12 protein-coding genes are annotated in these 12,791 nt (G+C 60.2%); 3 read left to right on the plus strand and 9 right to left on the minus strand.

The genetic code is table 11. The features are described from left to right. Positions 1-68 precede the first annotated feature (68 nt). The 3 genes from RS887_RS24305 to RS887_RS24315 all read right to left on the minus strand — a co-directional run bounded on the left by RS887_RS24305 (position 69) and on the right by RS887_RS24315 (position 3,984). Positions 69-1,370 carry an FAD-binding oxidoreductase gene (locus RS887_RS24305; protein ID WP_322617397.1) on the minus strand — a complete coding sequence of 434 codons (1,302 nt, stop codon included), beginning with the start codon at positions 1,368-1,370 and terminating at the stop codon, positions 69-71. Next, positions 1,367-2,455 (minus strand): polyamine ABC transporter substrate-binding protein, encoded by a 1,089-nt coding sequence (locus RS887_RS24310; RefSeq protein ID WP_322617398.1) that lies wholly within the window; start codon positions 2,453-2,455, stop codon positions 1,367-1,369. The genes RS887_RS24305 and RS887_RS24310 overlap by 4 nt, the downstream gene beginning before the upstream one ends. A 170-nt stretch (positions 2,456-2,625) precedes the next feature. Continuing rightward, positions 2,626-3,984: a glutamine synthetase family protein gene (locus tag RS887_RS24315; RefSeq protein WP_322617399.1), complete on the minus strand. Its 1,359-nt coding sequence runs from the start codon at positions 3,982-3,984 to the stop codon at positions 2,626-2,628. 667 nt (positions 3,985-4,651) lie between these two features. On the opposite strand from RS887_RS24315, the gene RS887_RS24320 reads away from it, so the two are divergent. From RS887_RS24320 to RS887_RS24330, 3 genes are all read left to right on the plus strand, one after another. Next, a complete protein-coding gene (locus RS887_RS24320; protein ID WP_322617400.1) occupies positions 4,652-6,028 on the plus strand; it encodes a glutamine synthetase family protein in 1,377 nt (458 codons plus the stop codon). Positions 6,029-6,234: 206 nt separating this feature from the next. After that, the gene (locus RS887_RS24325) at positions 6,235-6,987 is read left to right on the plus strand and encodes a carbonic anhydrase family protein (protein ID WP_322617401.1); all 753 of its coding nucleotides are present in this window, start codon (positions 6,235-6,237) and stop codon (positions 6,985-6,987) included. Between the two features lie 91 nt (positions 6,988-7,078). Next, complete coding sequence (locus tag RS887_RS24330; RefSeq protein WP_322617402.1) at positions 7,079-7,717, plus strand: TetR/AcrR family transcriptional regulator; 639 nt, start codon at positions 7,079-7,081, stop codon at positions 7,715-7,717. A gap of 176 nt (positions 7,718-7,893) precedes the next feature. Here the strand turns inward: RS887_RS24330 and RS887_RS24335 are convergent, their stop codons facing one another. The 6 genes from RS887_RS24335 to ssuE all read right to left on the minus strand — a co-directional run bounded on the left by RS887_RS24335 (position 7,894) and on the right by ssuE (position 12,562). After that, positions 7,894-8,109, minus strand: a complete 216-nt coding sequence (locus RS887_RS24335; protein ID WP_007967989.1) for a TOBE domain-containing protein — start codon at positions 8,107-8,109, stop codon at positions 7,894-7,896. Between the two features lie 33 nt (positions 8,110-8,142). Next, a complete protein-coding gene (gene ssuB / locus RS887_RS24340; protein ID WP_322617403.1) occupies positions 8,143-8,949 on the minus strand; it encodes an aliphatic sulfonates ABC transporter ATP-binding protein in 807 nt (268 codons plus the stop codon). Next, a complete protein-coding gene (gene ssuC / locus RS887_RS24345; RefSeq protein WP_416340010.1) occupies positions 8,946-9,719 on the minus strand; it encodes an aliphatic sulfonate ABC transporter permease SsuC in 774 nt (257 codons plus the stop codon). The genes ssuB and ssuC overlap by 4 nt, the downstream gene beginning before the upstream one ends. Positions 9,720-9,739: 20 nt before the next feature. Continuing rightward, positions 9,740-10,888 (minus strand): FMNH2-dependent alkanesulfonate monooxygenase, encoded by a 1,149-nt coding sequence (gene ssuD / locus RS887_RS24350; protein WP_322617404.1) that lies wholly within the window; start codon positions 10,886-10,888, stop codon positions 9,740-9,742. Positions 10,889-10,913: 25 nt separating this feature from the next. After that, positions 10,914-11,879, minus strand: coding sequence for a sulfonate ABC transporter substrate-binding protein (locus RS887_RS24355; protein ID WP_322617405.1), 966 nt, complete (start codon positions 11,877-11,879; stop codon positions 10,914-10,916). An 89-nt stretch (positions 11,880-11,968) separates the two neighbouring features. Further along, positions 11,969-12,562, minus strand: coding sequence for an NADPH-dependent FMN reductase (gene ssuE / locus RS887_RS24360; RefSeq protein WP_322617406.1), 594 nt, complete (start codon positions 12,560-12,562; stop codon positions 11,969-11,971). Between the last annotated feature and the right edge of the window lie 229 nt (positions 12,563-12,791).

Here is a 12,791-nt window from a genome sequence, read left to right on the forward strand (position 1 = left end):
CTGCGCACTGGTGCGCCAGCCCGGTCGAGCGGGAGCAAGCTCCCTCGCCACAGGGTTTTGTGCAGGTTTCAGCCGAGCATTTCCCGCATCCGATACCAGAACATGCCAAGGGCCAGCAGTGGCGAGCGCAGGGCACGCCCGCCGGGGAAGGTCATGTGCGGCACGGCGCTGAACACGTCGAAGCCTTTGCTGTGGCCGGCATGGATCGCTTCTCCCAGCAGCCTGGCGCACCAGTGAGTCACGTTCAGGCCATGGCCGGAGTAACCCTGGGCGTAGAACACGTTCGGGTGCTGGCTCAAGCGCCCGACCTGCGGGAAGCGGTTGGCCGAGATGCCGATCATGCCGCCCCACTGAAAATCAATGCGCGCACGGGCCAGTTGCGGGAAGACCTTGAGCATCTGTGGGCGCATGTAGGCAGCGATGTCCGCCGGGTCACGCCCGGAATAATGACAGGCACCGCCGAACAACAAGCGCCGATCAGCCGAGAGCCGGTAGTAATCCAGTCCGACTTTCTGGTCGCACAGCGCGACATTGTGAGGGATCAATTGCCTGGCGGCGTCTTCTGACAGGGGTTCGGTGGCGATGATGTAGCTGCCCGCCGGGAGCACTTTGCCACTGAGCTTCGGCTCCAGCTCTTCCAGATGGGCATTGCAGGCCAGCACCAGGGTGCCGGCACGCACAGTGCCACCGGCACAGCGTATTTGCACGGTGCTGCCGTGAATCAGCTCCAGTACCGGGCTCTGTTCGAAGATCTGCACGCCAAGGGACTCGGCGACCTGCGCTTCGCCGAGTGCCAGGTTCAGCGGATGCAGATGGCCCGAGCCCATGTCTACCAGACCGCCGGCGTAAACACCGGAGTTCACCACCTGCTCCCGGATCTGCCCAGGCTCGATCAGACGGGTTTCGTGGGCGTAACCGGACTCAAGCAGTTCGGCGTGCTCGGCCTTCAACCCCGCAAAGTGTGCCGGGGTGTTGGCCAGCTCGCAGAACCCCCAGCGCAGGTCGCAATCAATGCCGTGTTCGCGAATGCGATTGGCCACGACTTGCACCGATTCGACCCCGGACTGTTCCAGGTACTGCACCCCTTCGGCGCCCACATGCCTGGCAAAGCCGCTGACGTCATGACCAATGCCACGAATCAACTGGCCGCCGTTGCGCCCGCTGGCGCCCCAGCCAATCCGCCGGGCCTCCAGCAGGACCACCGAGAGCCCGCGCTGGGCCAGTTCAATGGCGGTGTTGATGCCAGTGAAACCCGCGCCGACCACGCAGACATCCGCTTCAAGGTTCGAGGCCAGCGCAGGACGCTGCTTCATGCCCTTGGCGGACGCCGCGTAGTAGGAGAGGGCGTGTTCCTTGGTGTACTGATTCATTTGTTGGACTTCACTTTGCTCCACGAACGGGTCATCAGGCGCATGATCGACTGCGGCGGCGTGGTGGAGATGTAGAGTTTGTCGAGGACTTCCTGGGACGGGTAAACCTCGGGATTGCTGACCAGCTCAGGGTCCATGTACTGCTTGGCGGCCGGGTTCGGATTGGCATAGCCGACCGAAGCGCTGACCTTGGCAATCACTTGCGGGTCCAGCAGGTAGTTGATGAAGGCGTGGGCTTCTTTTGGATTGCTGGCGTCAGAGGGGATGGCCAGCAGGTCAAACCACAGGTTGGCGCCTTCCTTGGGAATGGCATAGGCGATGTTCACACCGTTGTTGGCTTCCTTGGCGCGGTTAGCGGCCTGGAACACGTCACCCGAGTAACCGAACGCCACGCAGATGTCGCCGTTGGCCAGGTCCGAGACGTACTTGGAAGAGTGGAAGTAGGTGATGTAAGGGCGGATCTGCAACAGCTTGGCTTCAGCCTTTTTGAAGTCCTCGGGGTTTTCGCTGCGCGGGTCCATGCCCATGTAGTTGAGAATCGCCGGGAACACTTCGTCCGCCGAGTCCATCATCGACACGCCGCAGGCGCTTAGCTTCTTGATGTTTTCCGGTTCGAACAGCACGGCCCAGGAATCGATGTGGTCGATGCCCAGCACCTGCTTGACCTTGTCGACGTTATAGCCGATGCCGTTGGTACCCCACAGATACGGCACCGAGTGCGCGTTGCCCGGATCGTTTTTTTCCAGCAGCGTCAGCAGTTTCGGGTCGAGATTGTTGAAATTCGGCAGTTGCTCGCGATCGAGCTTGAGAAACGCACCGGCCTTTACCTGGCGGGCGAGAAAGTGATTCGACGGCACCACCACGTCATACCCGGTACGACCGGCAAGCAGTTTGCCTTCCAGGGTTTCGTTGGAATCGAATACGTCGTAGATCACCTTGACCCCGGTTTTGGCCTGGAAGTCGGCGAGGGTGGTTTCGCCGATGTAGTCGGTCCAGTTGTAGACACTGACTTGTGGCTTAGCCTGGGCACCGGCGCTGCACAGCGCTGCCAGCGCGACCGGGACCATGGATTTCAATAGACGCATATCGACACCTCTTCGAATTATTGGATATTCAGGCGTTGGCGTTCTCCCTGTGGGAGCGGGCTTGCTCGCGAAGGGGCCAGGTCAGCCACCATTTTTGCTGAATGACACACCGCATTCGCGAGCAAGCCCGCTCCCACAAGGGGACGCGGTTGCAGGTAGGAATTGGTTTGTCAGACGCTGAGCATCAGGAACTCACGCTCCCAGGAGCTGATCACCCGTTTGAAGTTCTCGTGCTCGGCGCGCTTGACCGCGACATAGCCCCGCACGAACTTGCTGCCCAGGTAGCGGCTGATGGTGTCGCACTCTTCCATCTGGGTCAGGGCGTCTTCGATGGTGATCGGCAGGCGCAGGTTGCGACGCTCATAGGCGCGGCCCTGTACCGCTGCGCTCGGCTCGATGCGCTCGACCATGCCCAGGTAGCCGCACAGCAGGCTGGCGGCGATGGCCAGGTACGGGTTGGCATCGGCGCCCGGCAGACGGTTCTCGACGCGCATGGCGTCCGGGCTGGAGGTTGGCACGCGCAGGCCGACGGTGCGGTTTTCCTCGCCCCATTCGACGTTCACCGGCGCCGAGGTATCCGGCAGGAAGCGGCGGAACGAGTTGACGTTCGGCGCGAACATCGGCAGCACCTTCGGGATGTACTTCTGCAAGCCACCGATGTGGTGCAGGAACAGCTCGCTCATGTTGCCATTGGCATCGGCAAAGATCGGCTGGCCGGTGGCAATGTCCACCACGCTCTGGTGAAGGTGCATGGCGCTGCCAGGTTCATCGCCGACCGGTTTGGCCATGAAGGTCGCCGCCACGTTGTGCTTGAGCGCCGCTTCACGCATGGTGCGCTTGATCACGGTGATCTGGTCGGCCAGGTCCAGTGCGTTGCCATGCCGGAAGTTGATTTCCATCTGTGCCGGGCCGTCTTCGTGGATCAGCGTGTCGAGGTCCAGACCTTGCAGTTCGCACCAGTCGTAGACGTCTTCGAACAGCGGATCGAATTCGTTGGCGGCGTCAATGGAGAACGACTGACGACCGCTTTCGGCGCGGCCTGAACGACCCATCGGCGCCTTGAGCGGCAAGTCCGGGTCTTCGCAGCGCTGGGTCAGGTAGAACTCCATTTCCGGCGCGACAATCGGCCGCCAGCCTTTGTCGGTGTACAGCTGCAGGACTTTCTTCAGCACGTTGCGCGGCGACAGCTCGATCGGGTTGCCTTGCTTGTCGTAGGTATCGTGGATGACGATGGCGGTCGGCTCGATGGCCCACGGCACCACGTAAACGGCGTCGGCGTCCGGCTTGCAGACCATGTCGATGTCGGCCGGGTCGAGCAGTTCGTAATAGATGTCGTCTTCGACGTAATCGCCGGTCACGGTCTGCAGCAGCACGCTTTCTGGCAGGCGCATGCCTTTTTCGGCGATGAATTTGTTGGTCGGCGAAATCTTGCCCCGGGTAATCCCGGTCAAGTCGGCGATCATGCATTCGACTTCTGTGATCTTGTGGTTTTTCAACCAATCGGTGAGCTGGTCGAGGTTGTTACTCATAAATGCCTCTAGGCTTGAGTTGTCTGACCCTTTTAAGGTCAGGCGTTGTTTGACGCATCGGCGTCGCGTTGTAGAGCGTTCCTGCGGCAGATTATCGTGTTTGCCAACACTGCCGCAGAGGCCGGGCGTGCAGAATCGCGAGCGGTGCCCTGAACGATGGTCAGGCCGCTATTGTGAATCGGTTCTATATTGAATGGAGTAACCGTAATGGGGGTGCCACCGCGACCGTCCAGAATAACGGACGGGGACGGTTGACCCGTCACGGATGGGAGGATCACCGGTACCGCTGAGGCCACGGAATGGACAGACGTGTCATCACTGATGTGATAAGCATGCCGACCGACCTGTCTTGAGCAGTCGGTGACGCCGATTATCGGCAGGCGAGACATGAAGCACCCCGGTATTATTGCTGTTATGGGTTTGATTCGAGCTTAGCCTTGTTCATTTTTTTACACAACACCCCCGTAAAAAATACAACACGGCCCGCTCAAGCTCGCGGCCGCCGCCGCGTCCAGCGGATTAAAAACACCCTAAAGTGCCTCAAAAAAGCCACACGAGCGCTTTTTTAGGGCAAAAAAGGCCTCGCTTGACTTCGGCATGCCGTTCGGGTTGACTGGAATCTGAAAAGATCAATGATTGATATTTTTAACAACAAAGGTGTTGCATCATGTCGGTACCCCCGCGTGCCGTTCAGCTTAACGAAGCGAACGCGTTCCTTAAGGAACATCCTGAGGTTCTGTACGTTGACCTTCTGATTGCGGATATGAATGGTGTGGTGCGCGGCAAGCGCATCGAACGCACCAGCCTCCACAAGGTTTACGAGAAAGGCATCAACCTGCCGGCCTCTCTATTTGCTCTGGATATCAATGGTTCGACGGTGGAAAGCACCGGCCTGGGTCTGGACATCGGCGACGCCGATCGAATCTGCTATCCAATCCCCGATACCCTATGCAACGAGCCATGGCAGAAGCGCCCTACCGCGCAACTGTTGATGACCATGCACGAACTCGAAGGCGAGCCATTCTTCGCCGACCCGCGGGAAGTGCTGGCCAATGTGGTGCGCAAGTTCGACGAAATGGGCCTGACCATCTGCGCCGCGTTCGAACTGGAGTTCTACCTGATCGACCAGGAGAACGTGAACGGTCGTCCGCAACCACCTCGCTCGCCGGTTTCCGGCAAGCGTCCGCACTCGACCCAGGTCTACCTGATCGACGACCTCGACGAATACGTCGACTGCCTCCAGGACATTCTGGAAGGTGCCAAAGAGCAAGGCATCCCGGCCGACGCCATCGTCAAGGAAAGTGCCCCGGCGCAGTTCGAAGTGAACCTGCACCATGTGGCTGACCCGATCAAGGCCTGCGACTACGCGGTGCTGCTCAAGCGTCTGATCAAAAACATCGCCTATGACCATGAGATGGACACCACCTTCATGGCCAAGCCGTATCCAGGCCAGGCGGGTAATGGTCTGCACGTCCATATCTCGATTCTTGATAAAGATGGCAAGAACATTTTTGCCAGCGAGGATCCCGAGCAGAACGCCGCACTGCGTCACGCGATCGGCGGTGTGCTCGAGACCCTACCGGCGCAGATGGCTTTCCTCTGCCCGAACGTCAACTCCTACCGTCGTTTCGGCGCTCAGTTCTACGTGCCGAACTCGCCGTGCTGGGGCCTGGACAACCGCACTGTGGCGATTCGTGTGCCGACCGGCTCCTCCGATGCCGTGCGCATCGAACACCGCGTGGCCGGCGCCGATGCCAACCCGTACCTGCTGATGGCTTCGGTCCTGGCAGGCGTGCACCACGGTCTGGTCAACAAGGTCGAACCTGGCGCTCCGGTCGAAGGCAACAGCTATGAGCAGAACGAGCAGAGCCTGCCGAACAACCTGCGCGATGCACTGCGCGAACTGGACGACAGCGAAGTCATGGCCAGGTACATCGATCCGAAAGACATCGATATCTTCGTGGCCTGTAAAGAGAGCGAGCTGGAGGAGTTCGAACACTCCATCTCCGACCTCGAGTACAACTGGTACCTGCATACCGTGTAAGCGGTTGCAGTAAAAAAAACGCCGCCGGCCTCACAGCCTGCGGCGTTTTTTTTGCTCGCGATTTGTTATGGAATGCTTACGACCAAAAAACCAAGGAAAATTCCTACGGATTCGTCAGACACTGACGACATCTGCACCCTGACCACCACCTCACACTCCAGACACCGGGACTCTTCCCGTTTTCCTGACTACGCATGAGAACACACATGAAAAAACAGCTATTGGGTACAGCCATGACTCTGACCGTCGCCGGTTTGTGCTCGACCGCCTGGGCAGCCGCCGGCGACACGGCCCCATGGAGCTATTCCGCCCCCACCGGTCCACACAACTGGGGTGAACTGAAGAACGAGTACAGCCTCTGCTCGTCTGGCCAAACACAGTCGCCCATCGATATTCGTGACGCGGTCAAGACTGACGCCAAGATGCTGAACGTTGCTTATCAGCCAAGCAAAGCCACTGTGTCGAACAACGGCCACACCATTCAGGTAACGCCGGTCGACGCCGGAGGCATCACCCTGGAATCCGGTCACTACTCATTCGTGCAAATGCATTTTCATACGCCAAGTGAAGAAATGATCCAGGGGCGCACCTATCCTCTGGACGCGCATCTGGTTCACCGCAACGCTGCAGGCGAACTGGCCGTGGTGGCCGTGCTGTTTGAAGAGGGTGCACACAACCCGACCCTGGAGCCAATCCTGGCAGCCATGCCAAAAAGTACAGGCGGCACTGCGAACCTGGAAGCAATGAACCTTGCGCAGCTATTACCTGCAAACCACAACGCCTATTCCTACATGGGCTCCCTGACAACACCTCCCTGTACCGAAGGCGTGCGCTGGAATGTGCTGACCACTCCATTGGAAATTTCCCGCGCGCAACTGGAGGCTTTCCAGGCGCTCTATCCGATGAATGCACGCCCGGTTCAACCCTTGAACGGCCGGAGTGTGCACGTCGGTGGCTAAACAGTCCTGACAGTTGATTCGGGCAGCGGTGCCCATACAGACAAGGTGCCACCCGCCTCGTACAATGCCCGCTGCCCCGCAGGAGACACCCATGACACGCGTTGCCAGCCCCCGCAAACCCCGCGCCCGCAGCCAGGCGCGGATCGATTCGATACTCGATGCGGCCCGCACATTGCTGGCGGCCGAGGGCGTGGCCAGTCTGTCGATCTACAGCGTCGCCGAGCGCGCGGAGATTCCGCCCTCCTCGGTCTACCATTTCTTCGCCAGCGTGCCGGCGTTACTGGAGGCCTTGACCGCCGACATCCACGCCGCGTTCCGAGCCTGCCTGCAAGCCCCCATCGATCACCATGCCTTGAACGGCTGGCGCGATCTGTCGCGACTGGTAGAACAACGCATGCTGGACATCTACGCAGAGGACGCTGCCGCCCGCCAACTCATCCTGGCCCAGCACGGCCTGACCGAAGTCACCCAGGCCGACCGCCAGCACGACATCGAACTGGGCGACCTGATGCACAAGCTGTTCGACCATCACTTCGAACTGCCGACATTGCCGGGTGATGTCGATGTGTTCGCCCTGGCCATGGAGCTGGGCGACCGGGTGTATGCGCGTTCGGTGCAGCAGCACGGGCAGATTACACCGCGCATGGCCGAGGAAGGGATGCGGGTGTTTGATGCTTACATCGGGTTGTATTTGCCGCCATATTTGCCCAAGCGCAGCATTCCGGCCTGAGATTTTTATTAGTCACACCGGCCCCTTCGCGAGCAAGCCCGCTCCCACATTTGGAATGCGTTGCCCTGTGGGAGCGGGCTTACTCGCGAATGCCACACCGCCGATCGCACTGAATCACACGCACAAAAAACCCCGAAGGGCTCAAACCCTTCGGGGGTATTGTTTGCGCGCACGGCTTACAACTTGGCGATCGACACCTCGGTGGATTTCACGAACGCGATCACTTCACTGCCGACCGCCAGTTCCAGCTCTTTCACCGAGCGTGTGGTGATCACCGAAGTGACGATGCCGGACGCGGTCTGCACGTCGATTTCCGACAGCACGTCGCCGAGGACGATTTCCTTGATGGAGCCTTTGAACTGGTTACGAACGTTGATGGCTTTGATAGTCATGATGTTGATTCCTGTCGTGGGATAAGACTTGAGTTATTGAGCCCAGCGCAATTGCGTAGGCAAGGGTGAAACAGGTTCCGGTTCCGGTGGCTGACCGGGCAGCGCCAGCACGCGATTGAGCACTTCGGTTTCCAGCGCCGCCAGCCGATGGGAGCCACGGACCCGGGGGCGCGGCAGTTCGACATGCAGGTCGAGACCGACTTCGCCCTCTTCGATCAGGATTACCCGATCGGCAATCGCCACCGCTTCGCTGACGTCATGGGTGACCAGCAACACGGTGAAGCCATGCTGTTGCCAGAGCCGTTCGATCAGTTGCTGCATTTCAATTCGGGTCAGAGCATCCAGCGCCCCCAAGGGTTCGTCGAGCAACAGCAGGCGCGGCTGATGAATCAATGCACGGGCCAACGCCACGCGTTGTTTCTGTCCACCGGACAGCGCTGCCGGCCACTCGTGGGCGCGATCGGCCAGGCCCACCGCCTCCAAAGCTTCAAGCGCTTGCGGCCGCCAGTTGCCCTTGAGGCCAAGACCGACGTTGTCGATGATCTTTTTCCAGGGCAGCAAACGCGCTTCCTGGAACATCAGCCGCGTGTCCTCCCGCGCCTCATTCAACGGCGCGGCACCGGCCAGCAATTCACCGCCCGTGGGCTGGTCGAGACCGGCGAGCAAGCGCAGCAAGGTACTTTTGCCGCAACCACTGCGGCCCACCACGGCGACAAACTGGCCGGCCGGAATGTGCAGGTCGATTTCACGCAGCACCTGCCGCGCGCCAAAGGTTTTTTGCAGCTTGCGCACCGCCAGCGGAATCCCGCGCAGCAGGCGTGGAGGTTGCTCCGCGATCATGCCGCACCTCCCTTGGCAACCTGATACGCCGGGTGCCAGCGCAGCCACACACGTTCAAGCCCACGGGCCGCGAGGTCGGCCAGTTTGCCGAGCACCGCGTACAACAGGATCGCCAGCACCACCACGTCAGTCTGCAAAAACTCCCGGGCATTCATGGCCAGGTAGCCGATGCCGGAACTCGCGGAAATGGTTTCCGCGACGATCAACGTCAGCCACATGAAGCCCAGGGCGAAACGCACGCCGACCAGAATCGAAGGCAGCGCCCCTGGCAGAATCACCTGCCAGAACAGGCTGAAACCGGTCAGGCCATAGCTACGCGACATCTCTACCAGCGCCGGGTCGACATTGCGGATGCCGTGATAGGTGTTGAGGTAAATCGGGAACAAGGTGCCCAGCGCCACCAGGAAAATCTTCGCCGACTCGTCGATGCCGAACCACAGGATCACCAGTGGAATCAGCGCCAGGTGCGGCACGTTGCGGATCATCTGCACTGAACTGTCGAGCAGACGCTCGCCCCACTTCGACAGGCCGGTGATAAAGCCCAGGGTCAGACCGATGCCGCCACCAATAGTGAAACCCAACGCGGCACGCCAACCACTGATGGCCAGGTGCGTCCAGATTTCGCCGCTGCGCACCAGGCTCACGCCGGCTTCGATCACGGCAATCGGTGCCGGCAGGATCCGTGTCGACAACCAGCCCGCCGACACACTCAACTGCCACACCGCCAGCAGCAACACCGGTAACGCCCAGGGTGCCAGGCTGTGGATGATTTTCTCTTCATGGCTGCGCCTCAGCTCTGGGACGCGGCTTTGGGCAAGATGTCGTTGGCGACCATCTCGCCGAACGGGCTGACGTAGCCGGCACTTTTCGGCAGTTCAGGACGCTCGACATCGAGGTGCGGGAACAACAACTCCGCCACCCGATACGACTCTTCCAGGTGCGGGTATCCGGAAAAAATAAAGGTGTCGATGCCCAGGTCCGCGTACTCCTTCACCCGGGCGGCCACGGTCGGGCCATCGCCCACCAGCGCCGTGCCGGCACCGCCGCGCACCAGGCCAACACCGGCCCACAGGTTGGGGCTGACTTCCAGGTTGTCGCGGTTGCCGCCATGCAATGCGGCCATGCGTTGCTGACCGACCGAATCGAAACGCGCCAGCGAAGCCTGGGCACGAGCAATGGTGTCGTCGTCCAGATGCGAGATCAGTCGATCCGCCGCTTGCCAGGCCTCGGCATTGGTTTCGCGCACGATCACGTGCAGGCGAATACCGAAGCGCACGGTGCGTCCGAGCTTGGCGGCTTTGGCGCGGACCTGTTCGATCTTCTCGGCCACAGCGGCCGGTGGCTCGCCCCAGGTCAGGACCATTTCCACCTGTTCGGCGGCCAAGTCTTGCGCGGCTTCCGACGAGCCGCCGAAGTACAGCGGTGGACGCGGCTGCTGGATCGGCGGATAGAGCAACTTCGCACCCTTCACGCTGATGTGCTGGCCGTCGTAATCGACGGTTTCACCTTCCAGCACGCGGCGCCAGATGCGGGTGAACTCCACAGAGGCCTGGTAGCGCTCTTCGTGACTCAGGAACAGACCATCGCCCGCCAACTCTTCCAGATCACCGCCCGTTACCAGGTTGAACAGCGCCCGCCCGCCAGACAGACGATCCAGGGTCGCGGCCTGACGCGCCGCCACCGTCGGGGAAATGATCCCGGGACGCAGCGCAACCAGGAACTTCAGACGCTGGGTCACCGGGATCAGCGACGCCGCCACCAGCCACGAGTCTTCGCAGGAGCGGCCGGTGGGAATCAGCACGCCACCGAAACCCAGACGATCCGCCGCTTGCGCGACCTGTTGCAGGTAGCCGTGGTCAACGGCGCGTGCGCCTTCGGCGGTGCCAAGGTAATGGCCGTCGCCGTGGGTAGGCAGGAACCAGAAGATATTGAGGCTCATGGAGTGGTCTCCTTGGGGAATCGAATTATTGGGCTTTGGCAACGGCAGCCGGCGGCGTCCAGATCACGTCTTTGATGCTGAGCGGCTTTGGAATCAGCTTGAGCTGGTAAAAGCTGTCGGCGATTTTCTGCTGTGCGGCGACCACTTCAGGCGTGAGGAACAGCGCGCCGTAACCCTGGCGTTTCACCGAGGTCAGGGTGATATCCGCCGGCAGGCCGAGCAGTGGCGACACCTGCTGGGTCACGTCCTGGGGATTGGCCCTGGACCACTCGCCCACCGCCCGCACTTCTTCCACCAGGGTCTTGATCACCTCGGGATTTTTTTGCGCGTAAGGTTTGGTCGCCAGGTAGAACTGATGGTTGTCGACGATGCCCTGGCCATCACGCAGGGTGCGCGCTTGCAGCTGTTGTTCGGCGGCAGCCTGGTACGGGTCCCAGATGACCCAGGCGTCAACGCTGCCACGCTCGAACGCCGCACGGGCATCGGCCGGTGGCAGGAATACGGTCTGGACGTCGGTGTATTTGAGGCCGGCGTCTTCCAGCGCACGCACCAGCAGGTAGTGCACGTTGGAGCCTTTGTTGAGCACGACTTTCTTGCCCTTGAGTTCTGCCACCGATTTGATTGCCGAGTCCTTCGGCACCAGGATCGCCTCACTGTGCGGCGCTGGCGGTTCGTAGGCGACGTAGAGCAAATCAGCACCGGCCGCCTGGGCGAACACTGGCGGAGTCTCGCCGGTGACACCGAAGTCGATGGAGCCGACGTTCAAGCCTTCCAGCAGTTGCGGGCCACCGGGGAATTCAGTCCATTGCACGTCCACGCCTTGGGCGGCGAGGCGTTTTTCCAGGGTACCCTTGGCTTTGAGCAGCACCAGGGTGCCGTATTTCTGATAGCCGATTCGTAAAGTCTCGGCCTGAGCTTGAGTAATGGCGCCGAAGGTGACAGCCGCAGCAAACAGAGCGACCAGACCACGACGCAAAATGACAGGGCGCATGGCGCTCTCCTTTTTGCAGTTGGGTTTTGGCTGCACCTGCTTGCCCGTTGGCGGGCGAGTAAGGCCAGTACTTCAATTTTCGGTGAGGCTTAAATGCTCCAGCGAGCACTCAACAAACGATCATTCAACAGGTTCGGATCGAGCGGCTTGGGCCGTCGCGCCATGGCGCTGAAAAACTGCTCCAGTGCTTCATGTAAACGTTGCTCCAGCTCCGGTGCCAATTGCGCCAGCGAGCTGCCTTCGCCGTAAGCGATCTGGCTGTCGACGGCAAAAATCCCCTGCAGCATTTCCTGGGCCTTCAATGCCGACAGCACCGGCTTGAGCGCGTAATCCACCACCAGCATGTGGGCGATGCTGCCGCCAGTGGCCATTGGCAAAACAACCTTGTGGCTCAGGGCGCGTTCGGGCAGCAGGTCCAGCAAGACTTTCAGGGCTCCGGAAAACGATGCCTTGTAAACCGGTGTGGCGATCAGCAGGCCATCGGCGTTTTCAATCTGTTGCAGCAGGTCGATTACCTTGGGGCTGTCGAAGCGTGCGTGCAGCAAGTCCTCGGCCGGGAAGTCCCGTACCTGATAACTCACCACCTCCACGCCCTGCTCCTGTAACCATCTCCGGGAGCGATCCAGCAGCACCCCGGAACGAGAGCGCTGACTGGGACTGCCACCGAGTGAAACAACCAACATTCAAACGATTCCTTGTGTAGTGCTGGCGATTCGCGGTTTGCGATCTCACTTCGATGGAGTGACCTTAACAGTTGATTTATATATCCATAAATCATATTTATTCATTTGGTTATGCATTTTAGAGATATTAAAATTCACTTCTTCCAGGCAAAAAAACAGGCCGTCGAAACGGCCTGAAATCCCCTGCTTTGTGGATGCTGTTAACTGTGAAACCTGTGGTGTCTGACCT

This window comes from Pseudomonas sp. BIC9C, from assembly GCF_034541995.1.
Taxonomy (GTDB): Bacteria; Pseudomonadota; Gammaproteobacteria; order Pseudomonadales; family Pseudomonadaceae; genus Aquipseudomonas; species Aquipseudomonas fluorescens_CC.